Source organism: Noviherbaspirillum sp., from assembly GCF_035944575.1.
Taxonomy (GTDB): domain Bacteria; phylum Pseudomonadota; class Gammaproteobacteria; order Burkholderiales; family Burkholderiaceae_D; genus Noviherbaspirillum.
In genome coordinates, this window is sequence record NZ_DASZBA010000155.1 from 1 (window position 1) to 22345 (window position 22345).

The following is a 22345-nucleotide window of genomic DNA, read 5'->3' on the forward strand; positions in this document are numbered from 1 at the left end:
CTGGGCAGCGACCAGTTCATTGCCATCCTGTCCGACGTCGAAACGGAACATGACATCTCACAGGCGGCTGTGCATCTGCTTGCCAGGCTGGGCGAGCCATATCGCATCGGCACGGAGGAATTGCGGGTGTCCCCGAGTATCGGGATCAGCATTTATCCGGAGAACGGCGACCATATCGACAAGCTGATCCGGATGTCCGAAGCCGCAATGCACCAGGCGAAGCTTCAGGGCGGCAATACGCACCAGTTCTTCGATGCCGGCATCGATACCGGCGAGAAAATCACGGTTGCACTCGAACAGAAGCTACGCCAGGGTCTGCGCGAGCAGGATTTCGAGCTGCTGTATCAGCCGATCATTGATACCAGCACGAAGCAAGTGGTCTCGGCGGAGGCGCTCATCCGGTGGCGGCAACAGGACGACGTGGCATTGACGCCGGATGCATTCATCGGTGTGGCGGAGTCCAGCGGTCTGATACACCAGCTCGGGGATTGGGTGATCAGGGAAGCCTGCCGCCAGCATGGCAAGTGGCGCCGCAGCGGCCTGCCGCCGATGCGCATTTCGATCAACGTATCGCCGCTGCAGTTTCGCGCACGCGATTTCCAGGCCCGGCTGAAGGATGCGATCGAGTATTCCGGGATCGATCCGGCCTGCGTCGAACTGGAGGTCACGGAAAGTACTGTCATGCAGCATGTGCAGGAGGCATCCAAAACCCTGGCGGCCCTGAAGAGCATGGGGTTTCACATTGCACTGGATGACTTTGGCACCGGTTATTCCAACCTGAGCTATCTGTCTCAATTCCCCATCGATCAACTCAAGGTCGACCGGCGGTTCATCCAGCAGATCGATACCGATTCCCGCTCGCTCGCCATCGCAGAGACCGTGATCGCGCTAGGGAAAAAGCTCGGTGCCGAGGTGGTCGCGGAAGGGATCGAGAGCGAGGAAGCGCTGGATATCCTCAAGCGATGCGGGTGCGGCCTGGGACAGGGCTACCTGATCAGCGAGCCGCTGCCACCGGACCGTTTCGTGGAATGGTACCGGCGCAACGATCCGCGCCAGTTCTATCACTAGGCCGTAGATCAGCGATACCCGCGCCGCTGCATTTTCCGCATGGCCAGCCGTGTTCGCTCGACGAGGAAGGAATTGCGCTGCGGGATCGGCCGCTGGGCGATGATGCGTATGGTGTGATCGTCGCCGAGAACCGTCAGTCGTTCCCGTGCGCGCGAAAAGGCGGTGTACAGGATCGCCCTGTGCACGAACGCCGGCGATCCATTGGTGCAGATGAAGATGACCTGCCGGTACTCCGATCCCTGAGCGGCATGCACGGTCATCGCATAGGCCAGTCCCAGGCTTTCGAGCGCCTTGCCCGGATACCGGATGGTGCGACCATCGTCGAGGTCGAGAAGCAGATACAGGATATTGGTGCCGCCGGCATCGGTGACACAGTCGGCGATGAAGCCGGTATCGCCGTTGACGACCTGCTCGAACTTCCTGGTCCCGTCCGGCATGGTCTGCTGCTCGAGCACGAGGTTCTTGCGAATGATGATGCGGTCTCCCATTTTCAGCACGCTGCCCGGGATACGGCCGCCGTCCGGGTTGATCTTCTGGCGCAGCACTTCATTGATATAGGTGGTGTTCCAGCCCGGAGTCTGGAGATCACCCTTGCGCCGCGGCATGAGCAGCCCGACCTTCTCGATGCCGCAGGATTCGATGGCGGCCAGATAAGTGCGGATCACGCGCGACAGCCCGATATCGTCCGGTGCCGGCAGACCATGCGAAAAATTGACATCCGCATGATCGACGCATTCCAGCTTGCCCCGCCCGCATTGCTGCACGATCTTCAGGATGCCGCCGTCGTTGCGGTGCGTCTGATCCAGCCGATGATGGTCGCCCGGAAGTTCGAGCAGGCTGTCAAGTATCCTGCCTGGTCCGACCGACGGCAGTTGGCCGGTATCTCCCAGAAAAATGATGTGACAGTCGGGCGGCAGTGCACTGATCAGCGCCCGCGTCAGCGCAAGGTCGTCCATCGAGGTTTCGTCCGCGACCACGATATCGGCGTCCAGCGGATTGTCTTCATTGTAGGTAAAGCCGTTATCCGTGACTTCCAGCAGACTATGGATGGTCGACGCGGACAGGCCGAACCGGCTAATACGGGCGGACAGAACCTTGGCCGCTTTCCCGGTGGGCGCGCAGAACAGGATTTTCCTGTCGCGAACGATGTGTACCAGAATCTCCATCAGCGCGGTCTTGCCACATCCGGGGCCGGCGGTCAGCGTATGCGTCAGGTGCGTCGAAGTCAGAATGCCGCGTAGGGCCTTGCGCTGGCTGTCGTCGAGACGGAAGCTTTCTCCCAGGCTGCGTTCGGCCGCGTCGATTTCATGATCGAGCAGCGTCTCATCCAGTTCGCAGATGGGTTGTGCGATGTGCAGGGCGCGCCGGGCAAGGTCGTTCGCCAGCGCCATTTCGCATTGGTAAAGATAGCGCGGGTAATACCGGCTGCCGTCGAGGATGATGGGTTCGCGGCCGGCTATCGCGGCAGCCATGGCTTTTTCGGGCGAAACATCCGCATCATAGGCAACGATGCGGTCGCTGATGTCCGCAAGCGTAAGGAAGGTGTGGCCGTTCTGTTCGCAGCCCTCCCTCAGCGCATGCGTGGCCAGCGCCGCGAGACGCGCATCATGAAAGCGCGGAAAGCCGATCTGGCGCAGGGCGATGTCATCGGCGGCGGCGAAGCCGTATCCATCCACGTCCCTGAGCGGCGCATACGGGTTGCGGGAAAACACCTTCCATGCCTCATCCACCGGATCGGCCGAGCAACGCGCGATTGCATGCAGCCATTCCGCGATCCGGCGAAGGATTGCATGGCGGATGCCGGTCGCGCCGATCCGCGTGGACAGGTCGCGATAGATCAGCGATTCAAAGTCGCAATCGTCGGCTACCTTGATTTTGCGTTTTGTGACCGTGGAGAAGTCGAGTGAAAGCGGGTTGGTGACGAGCAGGTTTCTCAGGTCGTCGAGGCGGTCGCTGTATTGCGCAACGATCTTTCTCGAGGTTACCTCGCCGCAGCCTTTGAAGTTGCGCCGCAGGTGGCGGATCAGCGCATCTTCGGAACAAGGAATATCGATGGAAGCGGCGGCGACGGCGATCTGTTTGCCGTACTTCACGTGATGGCCGATCCGGCCTTCGAGACGGTAGCGGTTGCCTTCGGTCAGGCCGACCAGCGCCTCCCCGACGCATTTGAGCAGCGAGCCGTCCTCGAGACGCACGTTGCCGTGGCCCCATTTTTCGTTGTAGATGGAGATGGACGAAAGAATGCCGACGACTTGGTCCATGGGAGCTGGGGAAGGGATTGGGAGGGTGGCGGATGTCTACGCAGTCCGGTTCCCACGGAAGAACGATAGAGAAATTCTTTTCAATCTACCGCTAGACGACTCCCTCCCCGTGCAACGGGAAGGGGGTATTTTACAAAGGACTTTTCAAGTTATCCGCATCAGAACGGAATCATGTCATCTTCAAGATCGAACTCGACACGATCCGACCGGGTCGACTGCTTGCCGCCCTTGCCTGAACCGGCATCGTCCGATTTATGCGTATCGCCATCCGCATCGGCATGGGTAGGTTTGCCACCCAACATGCGCATGTCGTCCGCGATGATTTCGACTGTGTACCGCTCGATATCATCCTTGCCGGTCCATTTGCGTGTCTGCAGGCGGCCTTCGACATACACCAGCGAACCTTTTTTCAGATACTGCCCGGCGATTTCCGCCAGCTTGCGGTACAGGATCACCCGGTGCCACTCGGTGCTTTCCTTTTTCTCGCCTGTATTCTTGTCCTTCCAGGTCTCGGTCGTTGCAATCACGAGCTGGGTAACCGGGTCGCCCGCGGCGGTCGAGCGCATTTCCGGACCGCGGCCGAGATAGCCGATCAGGGTGACTTTGTTGAGGGTTGTCATTGCAATCTCCTACTAGAGTTGGACCAAACGAGATGGATTATTGAATGTCCAGCCGCACGCCTTGCTCTGTGCGGGCGCCGGGCACCTCGATCCCGGCCTTCAAAGCCGCGGCAATGGCCTTTTTGTTCGGCATCGGCGGCGGTGCTTCATGTTGCGTCAGGTAGACGGACGGCAGATCCGTTTCCCGGTCAACCACCACCACGGGTGGATTCTTCTTCACGGTCAGCGAAAACAGCGCCGTCGTGACGCGGTCCCGGCGCGCCGTCTGCATCAGTTCGAGAATCAGCTTGCGGCCTCGTTCCGCGCCGCGCCGCAGGGCGGCATGTCGCGCTTCCAGGCTCTCGATGGTCTTTTCCACGCCGTTGGCGGCGGTTTCCATGTTGCGTACCATCTTCGCAAGATTTTCCAACCGCTCATCGAACGGCCCGGACATGCTTTCCAGCGTGTCCGCGATCAGTTGCTCGTCGTCGTGACGCTCGGCCAGCATTTCGGCCAGCCGCCGGTATTGCGCGGCAAGCTCGAATGCTTCAAAGACCGGGTTCATGCGGCGATTCCGAGAGCCGATTCGTTATGCGCTTCCAGCGCCGCCTTGCGCTCGTCCTTCAGTGCCGTCAATTCGGCGAGAGCGGACGGATCCGGCAATGCGGTTGCAGCGCGATACGCCGTCGAGAAGGCCTTGAACAGCTCATCCAGCGTATTGGCACCGGTGATCGATTCCTTCATCGCGGCTTTTTGCTCTTCCGGCATGGCGATCTTCTTTACCGGCACGTCCTCGCCGGAATCCAGCCAGCTCAGCAGCAGGCGGCCAGTATCGATTTCCGGCTTGAAGATCGAGCCGTCGAACAGGCGGGTACGGTCTTTCCCGGCAAACGCCATATGACGCACGTCCATCTCGAAGAAGGTCGTGAACTCATACTCGATACCATCGCGCATGATCGGCGCGAGTCCGATCTTGCGAACGATGTTCTTGCCGGTGCGCTCATCCTTCTCCTGCACATAATCCGTCTTCGCGCGCATGGTGGCGATGATGTGGCAGGGGCTTTGCAGCAGCGCTTCGACCAGCGCATTGTGCTCCGGCGTCACCTGGCGCCACGCCTGCCAGCTGTTGCCCGACTTGTCCGCAATTTTGCCCTGGCGGTCCAGCGAGCCGCCTTCACCGGTCCATGCATGGGTCAGGCTGTCGACGATGATGGTTGACACACCGGACTCCTCGAATGCACGGATCGCTTCGATATAACGTGCCGGTGTGTACGGCGGCGTGAGCGGCAGGACGTCATAACCGTCCGGCAAGAGATCGGCGTACAGGTCTCCGCTGCCGTGTTCGGTATCGATCAAGCCAATGCGTCCGCCGAGTCCGCCCGCGATCAGCAGGGCGGAATAGGTCTTGCCGCTACCGGCCGGGCCCGACATGCCGAGACGGAGCTTTGCACGACGACGTGTCGCGCGGTGGATTTCGAATGAAGCCATGGTGACTTTCTTCCTTTCTCTTTGCTCGTTTTCAATCTGTTCCTGCCGGCCGATCTGCTCATACCACTGCAAGCCGCCGTCATCGCATTCAGGTTGATAATCCATTCGGTTCTTTGCTACTAAAAAGGTCGCAAATAAGTTCGTAACAACTGCGCCGTGTCCGTACCGCGATTAATGCAGACTTCTGATGTTCAGGAGCGAAATAGCCTCTTCCGCAACCGGTGGAATCTCAACAGGCGGCAAAAGATTCTGGACATGCGCCGCGGACAAACGGCCTTTCCGGACCGCGTCATGCAGCACGCTTTCCCGCTTGCGGACATCGCTGCCAAGGGACGGCGTCCAGCGTACCGGATCGCGCCGGATTCGCGCTGCGACGACTGCCTTGACATAAGCCTCATCAAATGCGGCCCGTGCCGCGACCATATCGCCTTCGTCCAGATACCGCGCGGCGGCGCCCGAAGCCTGGGCCATTTCATCGGTCCAGACCACCGTGGTTTGTTCCGATTGCGGCATCAATGCCCATGCTTCCTCGGCAGTGGGGCGGCCGTCATCGATGTGCGCCAGGATGTCGGTCAGCTTCAACAAGCCATGCACTTCCATCCTGCAGCGCGCCAGGGCCGCGCGTACGGCGGCTTCGTCGAAGTCGCCAAGATCGGCGGCAAGCATCTTCGCCGCGGCGAACGATAGCGGATGCCCGCAGATTTCCGAACTCACCACGATCGATTCGACGATGGCACGTGATGGCGAGTCATCACGCATGCGGAATTCGAACGTATCGGAGTTGACAGGTTGGGGATAACGACTTTTCATCTTTTTCATCTGGTTTAAGCGACGCGTTCAAAAGGCACGTTCAGGTATTTCGCGACACCCGGAACATCGGACAACGCTGGAAACAGAACGAACCGCCGGGAGTCAGTGCATTCATCGATCGGTAGTGCGGCTACAGGGAAAAGACGCCTAAAAAGGTTGCTCGTCTTCAACAAAATACTGTGCCTCTCGGTTAAACTGTCCGGTCGTCAGCACAGGCACAACGCTGAACCGGGAGAACATACATATGGCTTTGAGCAGCAGCGAAATCCGACACAAGAACTTTCTCAAATTGTTCAATGACTTCATCGCCGAACATCCGGATCTGCCTCGGCGCGGAATGCTTAAGCTATTTGCCGAGCGTCTGGACCTCTCCGACCGTTATCTCAGCCACATCAAATGCATGCGGAAGAACATCGGCAACAACATCGCCCGCGGCATCGAGGAGCGCTTGAACCTGCCGCGCGGCTGGATGGACCAGGAACACGACAGCCTGAAGTCCCTGACAGATGAAAAGGAAAAGCTTTTCATCGAGACCGCCCTGACCCTTTTCCGCGCCCAACCAGGCAAAGCCCGCGAACTCATGATCGACTTGTTACGACAGCAACTGCAATCCGAAACACCTAGCCCCGCCGTGGACATGATTGCGGATTGATATCAATTCGCCTGACCCGGACTTACCAAATTTATTTGAAGCTGTGTATACGTACAGTGTATTTTAAATACATCGGCGTTATTTATCAATATCTTTTTGGTCGCAAATAAGATAAAAGAGACGAAATCCCAACTTGCGGTAAAGCATAAATGCGATTTGTTAAGTTATTGATTCAGCGATGTTTGTTTCAGCGTCATTATGTTCTTTAACTATGGTCCGTCTGCCTAATTTCAAGGCAGTAAAGCGACCAAGTTAGGTGTATTTACACTCTTTTTCATATTTCCAAAATTCAATAACAATGATTGCCTGGAAGTAATTTGGCCGTGACCCTGTATGTGAGTTATTTGAATGGCCCGCAAAACTGCGACGAAATAGCAACAATAAGTTACCGTGATAAGTGTTGCTTCGTGGTAATGTCACGGTGCGTTCGCCATTGATTTCTTTTTCGGTCATGCGCGTCACAACACGATGGAGACAGGGAGCCGATTTCGCGTTCATATAAAACCGGCGGGTGCTTCGCCCAGCCGAACGCAACGTCCCCCGCATTGACGGGTAAGCGGTAAATAAAAACGTAGAAGTGTGCCGTCAGCGCACTGAGGAACAGGTTTTTCGAGCCGATCGGAAAGCCAGAGGTGAGGTCATGGAAAGCTTAATCGCGCTTGCGTCGGATTTGTACTGGGAACAGGACAGCGGATGCCGATTCACGCAGCTGCGCAGTACGACCGCAGAGCTATCGCTGTCCATGGATGACCTCGATGCGGCAATGGGAAAGGCCCCCTGGGATATTGCCGGGCTCGCCATCGAAAACGCGGACTGGGCAGGCTTCCGGGAAGCCATGCAAGGGCATCAGTCCTTTCGTGAAGTTGTCTGGTCATGGCATAAGGGCAGCGACCGCGCGTGTTTCGTGAGCGTTTGCGGCGAGCCGTTGCGCGACCAGGACGGCAACTTTTCGGGATACCGCGGCATCATGCGCAATATCACGGAGCAACGGCGCCATGAGGATGAGCTGCGGCATTTCCGGCGCGCGATGGATATATCGGGTGATTCAATCTATTTCGTCGACCGCGAAACCATGCGGTTCACGTATGTCAACAACAATGCCTGCAATGTCTCCGGATACACGCGCGCCGAACTGCTGTCGATGGGACCGCAGGACCTGCTGCTTACGGACCGCAGCGAACTGGAGAAGGAGTACGACGAAATCATCGCCTGCGGCGGACGCCAGCGCGCCAGGGAATCCGTTGCCCGCAACCGCGACGGGTCCACTTATGTTTACGAATTGCAGCGGCGTCCTATTCGGATCGAGGACCGTTGGGTCATCATCAGCATTGCCCGGGATATCACCCGTCGCAAGGAAGCCGAAATCTCCGCGCTTCGATTCAGCCGCATGTATGCCGCCATCAATGGCACCAACGAAGCGATCCTGCATGCGACCACGCCGACCGAACTTTTTCAGCAGGTATGCGAGGTCGCTGTCAGCGGCGGACAGATCATCAATGCGTCCATCCTGCTGCCGGATCCCGAAACGGAGTGGGCCTGCGTGGCGGCGGTGGCTGGCGAAGGAGCCGATACCCTGCGCAGCATCCGCATCTCTTTTAATGCAAACAGGCCTGAAGGGCAGGGTCTGGTCGGAGCGGCGTTCCGGGATAAGAAAGCCCGTGTCAGCAACGACCTGGTAGGCGCAGCACGGGTGCAGCCATGGCGAACAACGGCGAACCAGGAAAGACTTGCATCCGGCGCGGCACTTCCCCTGATTCGCAATGGCCAATCGATCGGGGTGCTGTTGCTGTATTCCCGTGAAAAATACGCATTTGACGAGCAGGTTATCGAGTTGCTCGAGCGGATGGCGCAGAACATCATTTTCGCGCTCGGCAACTTTGATCGCGCCATCGAGAAGCAGCAAGCCGAGAATGCGCTACGACAGAACGAGGAAAAATATCGCGGCGTGCTCGAAAACATGAGCGACGGTTACTTCGAAGTGGACCTGAAAGGCAACTACACTTTTGTAAACACGGCCATGTGCAAGCTGCACATGGGGACGAAGGAGGAAGTGCTGGGCCTGAATTACCGCGACTATATGGACGCGGACACCGCCGCGTATGTACGCAAGGTGTACAACCAGGTTTTCCATAGCGGCGCACAGGCGGAACTGACCGAATACAAGGTATGGCGCCGTGACGGATCGGCCTGCGTTGCGCAGACGGCAATGCAGCTGATCATCGATAAAAACGGCGTGCCCTGCGGATTTCGGGGCGTTACTCGCGACAACACGGAACGCCGCGATGCGGAAGAGGCGCTGCGTGCAAGCGAGGAAAAATACCGTTCCATCCTTGAAAGCATCACGGACGCTTACTATGAGGTGGATCTCGCCGGCAATCTGGTTCTTTACAACGATGCCTTCTCCCGCATGACCGGCTACGGGCTGACCGAGATGATCGGATGGAATTACCGGAAATATCAGGCAAAAGAAGATTCGGCCTATGTTTTTACGCAATTCAACGAGGTTTATCGGACCGGCGTTGCGAAGAAGGGAATCGACTGGCGCCTGCTCCACAAAAACGGCGAAAAGGTGCTGTGCGAGGGATCGATCCATCTGATCCGGGATGCCTCAGGGGCCGCAACGGGCTTTCGGGGAATCCTGCGGGACGTCACCAAGCGCCGTGAAATGGAAACTGCCCTGCGCGATAGTGAAGAGCGGTTCCGCGACCTGACAGAGCTGTCATCTGACTGGTACTGGGAACAGGACGGCAGCTATCGTTTCATTCAGATTGACGGCGACGTCTTCGCGAAAAGCGGCATGCCGGCCGAAGAATATCTCGGCAAGACATTGTGGGAACTGCCCTTCGACAATCTTTCGCCCGAGCAATGGGCGGAACATCAGCGTCAACTCTCGGAAGGCGCTGCTTTCTATGAGCTGGTGCTGCGGACAGGCGGTGACCGGACACAACGCTATATCAGCGTGAGCGGATTGCCCGTAATCGGCCCGGAAGGCGGGTTGATCGGATACCGTGGTACCGGGAAGGACATTACCGAAAAGAAGACCGCGGAGGAGCGGATCCGGCATCTTGCCAGCCATGACATCCTGACCGGATTGCCCAACCGGATGATGTTCAATCAGATTCTCAGTCACACCGTGCAACAGGCCCGCAGGTACGGGCGGATGTTCGGTGTCATGTTCATCGACCTTGACCATTTCAAGGAAGTGAACGACACGTTCGGCCACGACGCCGGCGACATTCTGCTCAAGCACACCGCGACCCGTCTCACACAGAGCGTGCGAGGCAGCGATTTCGCCGCCCGGCTGGCCGGTGATGAGTTCGTTGTCATTGTCCATGAAATCCGTCATCCCGACGAATTGAGCGCGATCGCGCAGAAGGTGGTCGTGGCGCTCCGTGAACCGATCGTCCTTTCCGGCAGCGTGCATCACGTCACTGCCAGCGTCGGCATTTGCGTGTACCCTGATGACGGACAGGATGAGGAAGCGCTGATGAAACATGCCGACGCGGCGATGTACTGCGTAAAGCGCAGCAATAAAGATAACTTCCAGTTTTATTCCGAGCTCACCTGTTGATACCCGTCCCGTCAATACGGACATGTCACCCAGCCGGAGACCAGTGTGCATATCACCCATGAAGTATTCAATCAGCCGGAGCCGCTGACAAATATCAACCTGTTTGAATCAAACCAGGCCATGCTCGACGCGTTGAAGCTCAATGCGCCCGGGCTCGACACCGCCGCGCTCAACGCGCTCGGCGCGCTTGCGGGCAGCGCGGAAATGCAGAAACATGCAAGGCTTGCCAATGTGTACCCGCCGCAGTTGCACAGCCATGACCGTTTCGGCCGTCGCATCGACAGCGTGGAGTTCCACCCGAGCTATCACGCGCTCATGACCGCGGCGACCGCCGCCGGACTTCACGGCACCCCATGGGCCGGGAAGGGTGTATCGCCCCACGTCGCACGCGCTGCCGCCTTCATGCTCTTCACGGAACTGGAGCCGTCGATTCTTTGCCCCATTTCGATGACCTATGCGGTAACGCCGGCGCTGCGCGGCAATGCCGCTGTGTTCGCTGACTGGGGGCCGAAGCTGATGAGCCGCGCATATGATCCATCACTCAGATCCTGGCGTGACAAGCCGGGCGTCACGATGGGCATGGGCATGACGGAGAAGCAGGGCGGCTCCGATGTCCGCGCCAATACCACGCGGGCGGTCGCCGACGGCAGCGATGCATGGGGGCTGCGCTACCGGATTACCGGGCACAAATGGTTTTTCTCCGCGCCGATGTGCGACGCCTTCCTGGTGCTGGCGCAAACACCGTCCGGCCTCAGCTGCCTGTTTCTGCCACGCGTGCTGCCGGACGGTTCGCTCAACGCCATCCGGATTCAACGGCTGAAAGACAAGCTGGGCAACAAGGCCAATGCCAGTTCGGAGGTGGAATTCCATGACGCGTCCGCCTGGCTGGTGGGCCAAGAAGGCCGCGGCGTGCCGCAGATCCTGGAGATGGGCACGCTGACGCGTCTTGACTGCGCGCTCGGCACCAGCGGCCTGATGCGGCATGCGCTGAGCCTTGCGCTGAATCACACCGCGCAGCGGCAGGCATTCGGCAAGCCTCTGATCGAACAGTCCCTGATGCGCAATGTGCTCGCGGATCTGGCGCTGGAGTCCGAGGCGGCTGCGGCGCTCGCCCTGCGTCTGGCCCGTGCCTTCGACCGGGCCGGCGATGCGCATGAACACATCATGGCCCGCCTGCTGACACCAATTGCGAAATTCTGGATCTGCAAGCGTGGCAGTCATTTTGCGCAGGAGGCAATGGAATGCCTCGGCGGCAACGGATATGTGGAGGAGGGCGGCGAAGGCGTCATGGCGCGCATCTATCGCGAGATGCCCCTCAACTCGATCTGGGAAGGTGCCGGCAACATCATGGCGCTGGATTTTCTGCGGGCGCTTCGCAAAGCCGATGCCGTCGCCGCACTGGCGCAGGAACTGGCTCCGGCGAAGGGCGTGCACGCGGCGCTGGACCGGATGATGGCGGCGCTGCCGGCTCGTGTCGAGGATATGGCAACCGAAAGCGAGGCACGGCGCCTGGCGCAGGATGTCGCCCTGACGCTGCAGGCGGCATTACTTTGCCAGACTGCGCCGTCAGCGGTGTTCGGCGCGTTTTGCGATTCCCGTCTGGACGGCAATTGGGGACACACCTTCGGAACACTGGGCGCGGGAACGGATTTCAACGCAATCCTCGCACGCGCGATGCCGTACCCGGCGTAGCGGCAGCGAAGGCCATCATGAGGGTGGCGCCTCTTCGTGATCACACAGATCCCTAGTGTTTATTGTCGTCGTGCGACTTGGTCATGATGGTGTCGACATCCGAACGTGCCTGATATTGATTGTGGCCTTCCTTGTACAGCGCTGCGCCCAGATTAATGAGGGATTCGAAATTTTCTTTTGATAGACGTCCGCGAGACTCTGCCAGCAGTGTCGCAAGTCCGAGGATAAGGTCGCTCTTGGATGGCCCTTGTTCCGGCATTGATGCAGCTTTTTCCCTGAATAGGGCAACGACTTCGTCATGTTTCACAGCGGCGCCTTTGCAAAGTGAACAGCCAGTGTACGCTGTTCCAGGCTTGCAGCACCCGATTTCCGGTTGCAACAGGCCCCCTTCAATCAGGCATACGTAATCTATCCCGTTGTTTCCGTCGATACCGGAACCATTTTCTTGCCCGCATCGGGTTGATTAACCGGCGTCGGTCGTGCTTCCGTTTGCCCTAGCTGCGTGAGCTGTTCATGACGCAGATCGAGCGGAAGTGCGGCAAGACTTCTGACCGTTTCATAAAACGCCGGCAGCCTGTTTTGTTTCTCGAGCAGCGCCTTGAACCCGGGAACGAAGCGGTGGTACGTTGCGATCGACGCCAGATGGGCATTGGTAAGCTTCTGCGCAAACCAGCCGTCGTAACCGGCATATCCATTCCAGGCAACTCTTACGTGCTGAAACTCGTCGCGTAGCGCCAAAAAAATTTCCGCCTTCCTGGCGCGTTTCTCGTCGTCGTTTGCATCGCTTGCGTACACGGTTTGCAGCTGTTCCTGGTATTTGCGCAGCAAGGCAAGGAAGTCCTTTTTGCGGCTCTCGTTCTTGAGATGACGCTGGCGCATGTTTTCGTCGCCGTGCTGTTCGATCCAGCGTTCCACGCCCACTTCCTCGATCGCCATCGCGAAAGACTCATTGAACTGCGAATCACCGTGGGCGAAAAGCACCTGATGGGCGAGCTCATGGAAAATCAGCCTGGCGAGCTGGGGCTCGGAGTAGTGAATAAATGTGGACAATACCGGATCGCTGAACCAGCCCAACGTGGAATAGGCCGGCACGCCGGCCACATGGACATCGTAGCCGGCCGACTGCAGCGTACGCGCATAGGAAAGCGCGTCATTCTTGTTGTAATAGCCGCGATAACTGGCGCAACCCGCGACGGGATAACACCATTGCACCGGCTGCATCGACAGTTCGGGCGTGGCAATCACATTCCACACGACATAGTCGCGCCCGATGTCGGCATAGTGTTTATAGCTTTCGTTATCGGGAAGACCCAGCTCGCGCACGGCAAAGTCACGGATCTGCTTCACCTTCACGAGCTTCTGTTTCAGCGCTGCATCAATCTGCGGATCGGCCAGGTAGGCATCGATAGGGCGCATTGCGGCAAGCAATGCAAGTTGTCCGTGCACTGCCTGGGTGTAATAGGCGATATGCGCGTAGCCTGCCGTGAAAGCGAGGAGCAAACCACCGGCAAGAAACCGTCGCATCGACATTTTTCCAAGTTTGCGCAACGGCTCCCACGTCAACATGTGCATAAGGCAATCCCGGCAGGTCTGAAACAAGCTCTTTGTCTATAGACCTTTCAATACGGGAAAAGTTTGGATAGGAAGGGTTGCATGCATGAAGACGAGGCCAGGATCAGCCGCCCCGAAGCTTATCGAAACGCTTGTTGTAAAGCATGTCCATGCCGGTTACCGCACCGCCGCGCACGACCACCGACCAGTTCTGGGTAAGTTCGTAAGTGAGTTTGAGTACGCTTCCTGTCCCGGCAAGGCTTTGTTCAAAACCGATAAAAAGGTTGTCGGTAATCTCTTTTCCGAGGTTCACCACCTGCTGGCCCTGGAGGCCGAAATCGCTGGACCCGATGGAAAATTCATCAAGGCCGAACCGGCTGGCGATGCGCTGTCCGCCAAACTTGTTCAGCAGCCCGAGTGCCGCGCCCTTGGCCGCGTTCTGCGCCTGTCCCGGTTCGGAATTGCCGCCGGCGCGCCCGAAGATCAGCCATGACAGTTTTTCCTCTTCCGAAACATTGGGTTCCGATACCAGCTCCACGCGTGGTTGCTGGACGGTGCCGGTAACCCTCACGCCGGCTTCGACTTCCTGCTCACGCCGCATGGCAAGAATGTTGACGTTCGGATTGGCCAGTGGTCCCTGGAAATTGAGCAAGCCGCGCTCGATCGCCAGCTCCGCGCCGAATGCTTCATAGGTGCCATCGACGATACGCACCGTACCGAATGCCTGGATCGGCTCGGCGGGAGCGCTTCGTATATTCAGGGACCCGGCAAGCCGCAGCTCCGCCCCGGATCCTTCGAAGCGGAATTGATTCCCCAGATCGACCGCGATATCAACCCGTGGTGTAAAAGGCCCGGCCGGCTTGTTGTCCGGCCCCCCGGGCTTCGAAGCGGCCTTGGCAGGCGACTCGTTGCCTCGAATGACGATCACGTCGTCGTCCAGTTTCGGCGCCGCCTGCTCCGGCAGGCTGAATAATGCGCGGTCGACGACGAAATTGCCTCCAACCACCAGTTGATTGTTGACATTGGCCGCCTTCGCCTGCCCCGACACCGTAAGCTGTCCCGCGGGGCTTGCCAGGAGCTGGAGATTGTCGGCAACCACGGTGGCGCTGATATCGGTGCGCGACTGGTCGAGCGGTATGCGCCCGGTCGCCCGCAGCGTGCCGTTCCCGCCCTGGAACTGCACCTGCTGCAGTTCGATGATGTTGTTGTCGAGGATAATCCTCGCGGTCCCGTCGCGCAGGCGCACGCCCTGGTCGAACAAGGTGAGTGCGAGGTCGTCGCCAAGAACGGTGCCTGACAACTTCGGCTCGGACAAGGTGCCGTTGGCGGCGAGGTCGATCGCAACCGTACCGTTTAATGCGATTCTCGGTCCGGCGAGTGAAGCGATCGATTGCAGGCGCGGGATCGTTACATTGACTCTTCCCGACACCGGCGCGTCGGGCGTGAGCGAAACGCGGCCGTTTTCGGATTGCAGCATGATTTCACCTTTACCGTCGAGGCGACCGATCCGCGTCGCATTGGCGCCGGCATCGACGACCACGCGATTGCCCTGGAGGTTCGCCGTCAAAGACAAGGCATTCAACCCGAGCAGGCTGTTGCCGGCAGGTCCGCTAATGCCGATGTCGCCGCTGCTGCGGTCGATCCGGACGAAACCATCCGCGCGGTCCGCCAGCGTGACATTCCATTGACCGTCGAGAATGAGATTGGTATCCACCGGAGGGGCTTCCCCGGTAAATTGCCGGCGGAGTGCCAGCAGATGCCCGATGTTGAGTTCATTGAAGGACCCTTCGGATTTCACCAGCTGGTTATTGAACTGGAAGCTTTTGAGGTCGACCACCGCGCGTGCAATATCGAAACGGGTATTCCCGAGATCGACCCGTCCGGGCGCAACGCTGACCGCTAAGGGGGAACGCATGGAGACCCTGGGCACCCCGCGGTTCTCCAAGGTGCGCAGGACTCCGTCCCATGCGAGTCCCTGCCTGGTTTCGCGCAGGTTTCCCTGTGCGTCGAGGCCGACATCAAGCTTCTGGTCGCGCAACTGCCCCTTGGCGTCGACGCTGATGGTGTGCTTGCCATAGGTGCCGTCGATGTCGGCGGACACCGTCGTCAGTCGTATTTCGCCACTCTGCAGGCCGCGTGCGTTGAGCGTGAGATCCACTTTCGCATTTGGATCGGATCCCGGCACACCGTCGATATCCGCCATGCCTGATAGGGACGCGAGCCGGTGGTTGCCGAACACCAGGTTTTCCGCTTCATAGCGGGCATCCACGAGCGGCCGGTCGATCGTCCCGGCCACCTCGCCGTTCACCCTCAGCAATCCATTCAGGCCGAACCCGAGCCGAGCCAGGGCAGGCGCATCGATATTTACCTTCAAGCGATCTGACGGCTGGCCAAAGCTGCCTTTCAGATCGACGTTGTTTCCCGCAATCGTCAACCGCGCGTCGCTGGGCAAAATGCGCTTGCCGACAAGATGAACCAGTCCGCCACCGGTCATCGGCAGATCGGCGTAGGTGCTTTCATTGACGTTGAACTGCACCCGGGCGGAAATCTCGGGCTGCAGTACTCCCTCCGCCTTGAAATCCATATTGATATCGGCGTCGATGCCGTCGAGCGGTGACTTTTTCTTCGGTGTTCCCGGCACCTGCATCGTCGCCAGGAAGCGTGCCGGGTCGAAGTCGCTGAGCGAGCCCTGGAACGCATAGTCGGACGACGCGCCGCGCGCCATCCCACCACTGACATCAAGTTTCGCGGGACCGGCTTTGAGTTTGGCCGAGCTCAATGTCATGCGTTCGGGTGTCAGTTTTGCGTCGGCGGTGATGGACAGGTCCGGATCGGTCAGGGTCAGGTTTACGATCTGTGTTTCGCCATCCAGCTGGACAGACAGCGGGCCTTTCAGCTTCGTCGGTCGGACGGCCGTATGCAGGGCATGGAGGTCCAGCGCGCTTGCGTCCAGTTTGAACTCGCCTTTGCCGCCGCTACGCAATTCGCCGCCTCCTTCCAGGACCGCTTTCCCCGGCAATTCGATCCTTGCCTGGGCCAGCCGTTGGGTTTGAGCGTCGAGTGTGACCGTGGCGTGGACCGATTCCAGTGGAAGCATGCCCTTATCGATGGGGCCGGCCTGTGAATTCGTTATCGTCACCGGACCGCTGACGACAAGCTTTGACATATCCGTGCTTGCATTGACGGGGGCGAGTTGCGCCGTTATCTGCATCAGGGCTTTCGGCCACTCGGGATTGATGGCGCTGGGATCGAACTTGTCTGCGCGGATATTGGCGCTGCGAAACGGCACGTCGGCGAACGGAGTGGCATCGATTTGTGCTTGCGCATTGAATTCCTTCGCCGCAGCCCTGACCTGGACCCCGAGCGCTTCCAACGAACCCGCCAAGTCCGCACTGGCGTTGAACTGCCGATCCTGGTACGCGCCGTCGATACGCGCGGTTCCATCGATGTTGAAAGGGCGGTTCCCGTTCAACTTGAGCGCCGCGGCGACCGTGCCGAACGGTGTCACGGCTTTCCTGAGCTGCACGGCATGGTTGATACGATCGGAGGACGCCTGCAGGCTGATGTCGCTATAGGTTGCCGGTTCGCCTTCGCTTCGGATGATGACCTTATCGACGGTGGCACTCTGGAGATCGAGCGCGAGCGGCAGCTTGATCTCCTGCGGCATGGTTGTGGGTTCATCGGGCGACGGAAGCATCGTCACATCCGCCGTGCCGACGCGAAGATAAGGAATCGTCAGTTTGAGCGGCGATCGGGAAAGACCCCACTTTGCTTCCAGCCGGTCAACCTTGACCCGCTTAGTCTGGTCAGCGTACTCGACATTGCGCAGGGTAAGGCCGTCCTTGAGCGTGCCGCCCACGAGTTCGCCGGATAATTCTCCCGGCAGAAAACGCGGCGCGTTCTGCCAAAGCACACGGGCTCCCCATTCCGTCTGCAGCGTCACCAGCGCGAGGCCGGCAATGAAAAGCAGCAGCAGCGCTAACGCGGCGGCACTCCAGATGAGTGCGCGGCGTGCACCGTGTCGCTTTGGTGTCGGTTGGGTCGCGGGCGTGCTATCCATTCCAGGGTCCGAATTCAAAATGCCACGCCAAGTGACAGGTGAGGGCGGATGCTGCCTGCCTGGATCCCATATGCGAGATCGACGTTCACCCGCCCGACCGGACTGCGCCAGCGGGCACCGACACCGACGGCATGGAAGAACTGTTTGCCGCTCCACTGATCCGTCGCTGCGCCGACGTCGTAGAACACGGCACCGCCCCAGCTTTCGGTAAGCCAATGCAGGTACTCCACGCCGCCGGTGGCGATGTAACGGGTGGGGTACACGATACCGTTGCGCTCGTTGCCGATGCTCTGAAAGGGATAGCCGCGCACCGATTCCGTCCCGCCGGCACGGAAAAGAAGCGACGCCGGAATGGCCGCATTGTCGCCCTTGGTAATCACCGCCCCAAGTTCGCCACGCAAAATCACTACATCCCGTTCACCGATTGGCAGAAACTCGCGAATCCGGCTGGAGAAACGGAAGAAGGTCTGGTCGGTGAGCAGCCCCTTGAGCGCGACTCCGGCTTCGACGGAAAGAACGCGGCCATCCCGCGGGAAACGGGCATCGTCGACGTTCCGCCATGTTTTTTCGATACCTGCCACGAGCGCCTGATGCACGCCAGGTTGTACCAGCACATCTTCCGGCAGTGCAGCGCCGTCGATCTGGCTTAGCTGATCCCGGTAATACTGGATGGAATAGGCGGTATCTGCCTTGTCGGTGCTCTTTGCCCGCCGGACGCCAAGCCGGCGCGTTCTCAAATCCACGCCTTCCAGCGTCGTCCGCTCCACTAAACCGCTGGCCCCGTTGACCCATGCGCCGCGTCCCGGCGGCATGGACAGCGCCAGTGAGCCAAGCTGGCGGCGCTGTTCGAAGCGTGTCTGCGCGTCGAGCACCCAGGCGCGGCCGAACATGTTGTAGTTGGAGTAGAGCCCTTCAAGGCGGGCACCCGTATCGGTTGTGAAGCCGACGCCGCCGCGCAGGCGCTGCGCCGGGAATTCCGTGATCCGAACGTTTACCGGCGCAAGCCTGGCGTTGGCCGGATCTTTATCGATATCGATGACCGCGTTGCTGAAGTACGGGGTTCTCAGCAATTGACGCTGGAACTCCAGCAGGCGCTCGGAAGAATATTCTTCGCCGGGGTTCAGAGGATTGACGTTGCGAATAATGCTTTCCGGATAGCGCTGCGTGCCGCTGATCCTTACATCGCCGAACGTGAAAACCGGTCCGCTATCGAACGTCGCAGCAAGTTCCGCCGTGTTTTTGTCGGCAAGGATTCTCGCCTGGGAGTCCGCCAAGCGTGCGGCAGCGAATCGGCGTCGTTGCAGCACCCTCAGGCCTGACTGCTTTGCATCACTCCATTCTTCCTGGGTGAACGGCTCGCCGACATTCAGTGGCCAGGCATTCTTTGCTTCCGCGACCTGATCGGGCGCCACGTCAACGGCCGCTCCCGTGACATTGACCGCAACCTGGGACACCATGGTTCTCGGTCCGGAGTCGACATTCAAAATGATTACTCTTTCACCGGACACGGTATCTACCCTGACGTCGGTTTTGGGCGAGAAGTATCCCTGCGTCGAGGCGAGCTTCTCCACCTGTTCGGCAACGGTAGCGACCATGAAGTTCAGTTGTTCGATGTTGAGATCATCGCGATCTCTGTACCGGAACAGGTCGAGGTTTTGCGTTAATAGTTTTTGCAATTCATCGGGGGCGGTCAGCTCGATGCGGTAACCCGGATCGTCCGCGAGTAGCGGGGTGGTGCAGAACAAGCTGGTGATCAATATTGATAGCCTGCACGCATGACGGATCGTGGCGCGAATTTGTACCAGCTTGAACGAGTTGTTTGCGAGCAAGTCCCCTCTCCAGATGCAGAATCTCATCGATATAAAACACCAGCGCCGTCATGCGTGATATGAATGCTATTGACGCTTGGACAACATATAGGTCTATTGAAGTTCCGCAATTGCGAATTAGACAAATATATGATCAGTTGGCCCAAAGAAAAAGGGGCGGGGCGACAAACGCGATAAATGTCGTGGCATGTATCACCCTTGTCATCCCCGCCCAACCGCTTCGGCGCAGAGGCGGCACTTGTTTTTTCATGTTGCAAATAGCATTCCTGTTGACTTTAAGTTTCGACCGGGACAAGACCACTGTTCTGGACAATACAAAAGGCGCCGCGATCAGGAGTAGACTGATTCCAAGGACGCTTTAACAATTTGATACGTTAGTAAAATTTGCTTACAAATTTGTATAAAGTACATGTGCCGCAAAGCATATGAGACAGCCAGGAGTTGTTTAGTTAGTATCAGGAATCTTTGCCTGGATAGTTTCGAGCGCGAACAAACTATCCGCCGAACCGTTCGTGAAGCATCGAACAATTGTTAAGCTGCTGGCTTGATGCAGCTTAATTTTCCCTTAAGGAAAGCCATCTATACTCCGCGCACATCGCAATGCCGACATTGTTGGCAGCGAAGGAAGGTGGCTCCAAGGATTTCCGGATTCAGCGCACCTTTCAGAGCCGGTAAACGCGGGATGCGTCCCGCAGCATGGTCGCCGAATATTTTTCGGCTTACGACGAGTCCTCAGTCGTTCGGACTGTTTTCCGTAAAGCGGACTTAGGTCAACAATCCTTCAATTCCGGAGCGGCCATCAGGAAAAGCAATGTTCCCGTCCGGACTTGCGTTCTGCAGATGCAGGACGATGGTAAGCCGCCACTTGCCCCCAGAATCAAACACGGCTTTCCGTCTGAACAGGATGCTTGAGAATGGGAGCAGGAAGTACGGCGTCATGATAGCGGGAGCGCATAGGGATCTCGCTATCAATTCGGGCCGGCGGCATGCCGATTCTTCGGCGGGCGGAACGATGCCGGTCGCCGGTGTCAGATGTGTGCGGTCAGGATCGCACTGCCTTGCCTATGCATTTCTACGGCACGGTTCAATACATCTTACTTTTTAGGAAAAGTCGATATGCCTGAATTGTTGCCAATTCCGCTTCAGCTTGCCTGGCCGTTCGCTCTTGCTTTCGCGTGGATCGCCGGAGAATTTGGCTACCGTTGGACCGGCCTGCCGCGAATAAGTATTTATGGCTTGGTGGGATTCCTGTTCGGGAATACCCTGGCCGGGCATTTGCCGGAGGAAGAGACACAGAACCTGATGCTGCTGGCAAATGTCGCATTCGGGCTGATGCTGTTCGAGCTTGGTTATCGTATCAACCTGCGCTGGTTGACGACGAACCGATGGATCGCAGTCACCGGCGGCGTGGAAGCAATCGCGACTTTCGGGGCTGTGTATGCGGTCGCTTATTGGTTCGGCACCACGCCACTGTCGGCCCTGATTCTCGCCTCTCTTGCCATGTCGACTTCTCCCGCAGGGGTATTGCGCGTGCTGAACGAGCAAAATAGCTCCGGCCAGGTTACGGAGCGGGTTCTGCATTTATCCGCGCTGAACTGCGTACTCGCGGTATTCGCATTCAAGGTAATCATCGGCATCGGCGTATTCCAGACCTCGGGAAGCCTGCTGCACGCAGTCTGGAACAGCCTGGTGGTGCTGGTCGCGTCGGCCGGTCTCGGCGCGCTATTCGGTGTTGCCGTTCCCGCTCTGCTGCGGCGCCTGGGGAGCCTGACCCGCGACGCGACGGTCGCCTTTGCCATCACGGTCATTCTGTTGGTGGCTATTACACATGCGTTCAACTTCTCTCCCGTACTCGCCACCTTGACCTTTGGTCTCGTCGCACGCCATCGCCGCGTGACCCTGAGCCAGACCCAGCGCAACTTCGGCGTCATGGGCGATCTGTTGACCGTGCTGCTGTTCTTTTTCGTTGCGACGTCGCTGAAATGGGACCAGGTCATGCCTGGCCTTGTTCTGGGTCTTGCATTGATTGCCGCGCGGTTCGTTACCAAGACGATCGGCGTCGCCGCCTTTGCCCACGTAAGCGGCGTGTCGTGGCGCAAGGGGCTGCTGACGGGCATGGCGCTGACGCCGCTGTCGGTATTTGCCATCCTGATGATGGAACAGACCCGACATGTCGGTGTCGATCTCGTCGAGAGCCTGATGCCGTTGACGGCGATGGTACTGCTGCTGGAGGTGATTGGTCCGATCGTCACGCAGCGCGCGCTGATATGGGCGAGTGAAACGCCCGACATTCCGGAGACTTGAGCATGCCGCTGGAACCCTTTAAAAAATCCGATCCTTTGACGCTCGGCGTAGAGCTTGAGCTGCAGCTGGTCAGCCTGAGTAATTTCGACTTGATCGAAGCGTCTCCCGACATGCTCGACCTGCTCAAGCGCAAGCCGTTTCCAGGCAATGTGACGCCGGAAATCACTGAAAGCATGATCGAAATAAATACCGACGTGCACACCAGCCATGCCGGTTTGCTGGAGCAGCTCCATCAGATCCGGGATACGTTGGTAAGGGCCGGCGATCGACTCAATGTCGGCGTCTGCGGCGGCGGGACCCATCCGTTTCAAAAATGGACCGAAAGAAAAATCTTTTCGAAGCCACGCTTTAAGCAGGTCTCCACCTTGTATGGATATCTCGCCAAACAATTTACGGTATTCGGTCAGCATGTGCATATAGGCTGCAGCTCCGGTGACGACGCGCTGTTCCTGCTGCATTC

General features: G+C 58.5%; 15 protein-coding genes. 6 read left to right on the plus strand and 9 right to left on the minus strand.

What is annotated here, in order from left to right:
- Nucleotides 1–1068, plus strand: a 1068-nt coding sequence (locus VGU61_RS11360; RefSeq protein ID WP_326859240.1) for a GGDEF domain-containing phosphodiesterase, incomplete at its 5' end; no start/stop codon positions are given.
- Between the two features lie 8 nt (nucleotides 1069–1076).
- Here the strand turns inward: VGU61_RS11360 and VGU61_RS11365 are convergent.
- The 5 genes from VGU61_RS11365 to VGU61_RS11385 form a co-directional block, all read right to left on the minus strand.
- Entirely contained in the window at nucleotides 1077–3329 is a 2253-nt protein-coding gene (locus VGU61_RS11365; RefSeq protein ID WP_326859241.1) for an ATP-dependent DNA helicase, read from the minus strand.
- A gap of 158 nt (nucleotides 3330–3487) precedes the next feature.
- A complete protein-coding gene (locus VGU61_RS11370; protein ID WP_326859242.1) occupies nucleotides 3488–3949 on the minus strand; it encodes a single-stranded DNA-binding protein in 462 nt (153 codons plus the stop codon).
- A gap of 37 nt (nucleotides 3950–3986) precedes the next feature.
- The gene (locus VGU61_RS11375; protein ID WP_326859243.1) at nucleotides 3987–4493 is read right to left on the minus strand and encodes a siphovirus Gp157 family protein; all 507 of its coding nucleotides are present in this window, start codon (nucleotides 4491–4493) and stop codon (nucleotides 3987–3989) included.
- On the minus strand, nucleotides 4490–5521 hold the full coding sequence (locus VGU61_RS11380; protein WP_326859244.1) for an ATP-binding protein: 1032 nt from the start codon (nucleotides 5519–5521) through the stop codon (nucleotides 4490–4492). The genes VGU61_RS11375 and VGU61_RS11380 overlap by 4 nt, the downstream gene beginning before the upstream one ends.
- 66 nt (nucleotides 5522–5587) lie before the next feature.
- Nucleotides 5588–6226: a hypothetical protein gene (locus VGU61_RS11385; RefSeq protein ID WP_326859245.1), complete on the minus strand. Its 639-nt coding sequence runs from the start codon at nucleotides 6224–6226 to the stop codon at nucleotides 5588–5590.
- Between the two features lie 244 nt (nucleotides 6227–6470).
- Here VGU61_RS11385 and VGU61_RS11390 point away from each other — a divergent pair, with 244 nt between their 5' ends.
- The 3 genes from VGU61_RS11390 to VGU61_RS11400 all read left to right on the plus strand — a co-directional run bounded on the left by VGU61_RS11390 (nucleotide 6471) and on the right by VGU61_RS11400 (nucleotide 12141).
- Nucleotides 6471–6878, plus strand: coding sequence for a hypothetical protein (locus VGU61_RS11390; protein ID WP_326859246.1), 408 nt, complete (start codon nucleotides 6471–6473; stop codon nucleotides 6876–6878).
- Between the two features lie 640 nt (nucleotides 6879–7518).
- The gene (locus VGU61_RS11395) at nucleotides 7519–10449 is read left to right on the plus strand and encodes a PAS domain S-box protein (protein WP_326859247.1); all 2931 of its coding nucleotides are present in this window, start codon (nucleotides 7519–7521) and stop codon (nucleotides 10447–10449) included.
- A gap of 45 nt (nucleotides 10450–10494) precedes the next feature.
- Nucleotides 10495–12141 (plus strand): isovaleryl-CoA dehydrogenase, encoded by a 1647-nt coding sequence (locus VGU61_RS11400; RefSeq protein ID WP_326859248.1) that lies wholly within the window; start codon nucleotides 10495–10497, stop codon nucleotides 12139–12141.
- Between the two features lie 52 nt (nucleotides 12142–12193).
- Here VGU61_RS11400 and VGU61_RS11405 read toward each other — a convergent pair whose 3' ends face one another.
- The 4 genes from VGU61_RS11405 to VGU61_RS11420 form a co-directional block, all read right to left on the minus strand.
- Nucleotides 12194–12448 carry a hypothetical protein gene (locus VGU61_RS11405; RefSeq protein WP_326859249.1) on the minus strand — a complete coding sequence of 85 codons (255 nt, stop codon included), beginning with the start codon at nucleotides 12446–12448 and terminating at the stop codon, nucleotides 12194–12196.
- Between the two features lie 101 nt (nucleotides 12449–12549).
- Nucleotides 12550–13665 (minus strand): aminopeptidase, encoded by a 1116-nt coding sequence (locus VGU61_RS11410; RefSeq protein ID WP_326859250.1) that lies wholly within the window; start codon nucleotides 13663–13665, stop codon nucleotides 12550–12552.
- Between the two features lie 151 nt (nucleotides 13666–13816).
- Nucleotides 13817–17752 carry a translocation/assembly module TamB domain-containing protein gene (locus VGU61_RS11415; RefSeq protein ID WP_326859251.1) on the minus strand — a complete coding sequence of 1312 codons (3936 nt, stop codon included), beginning with the start codon at nucleotides 17750–17752 and terminating at the stop codon, nucleotides 13817–13819.
- A 14-nt stretch (nucleotides 17753–17766) separates the two neighbouring features.
- Nucleotides 17767–19581 (minus strand): autotransporter assembly complex family protein, encoded by a 1815-nt coding sequence (locus VGU61_RS11420; protein ID WP_326859252.1) that lies wholly within the window; start codon nucleotides 19579–19581, stop codon nucleotides 17767–17769.
- 1116 nt (nucleotides 19582–20697) lie between these two features.
- Between VGU61_RS11420 and VGU61_RS11425 the strand changes: the two genes are divergently transcribed.
- A complete protein-coding gene (locus VGU61_RS11425; protein ID WP_326859253.1) occupies nucleotides 20698–21885 on the plus strand; it encodes a cation:proton antiporter in 1188 nt (395 codons plus the stop codon).
- Nucleotides 21886–21887: 2 nt separating this feature from the next.
- Nucleotides 21888–22345: glutamate-cysteine ligase family protein (locus tag VGU61_RS11430; RefSeq protein ID WP_326859254.1), on the plus strand; the 458-nt coding region annotated here is incomplete at its 3' end.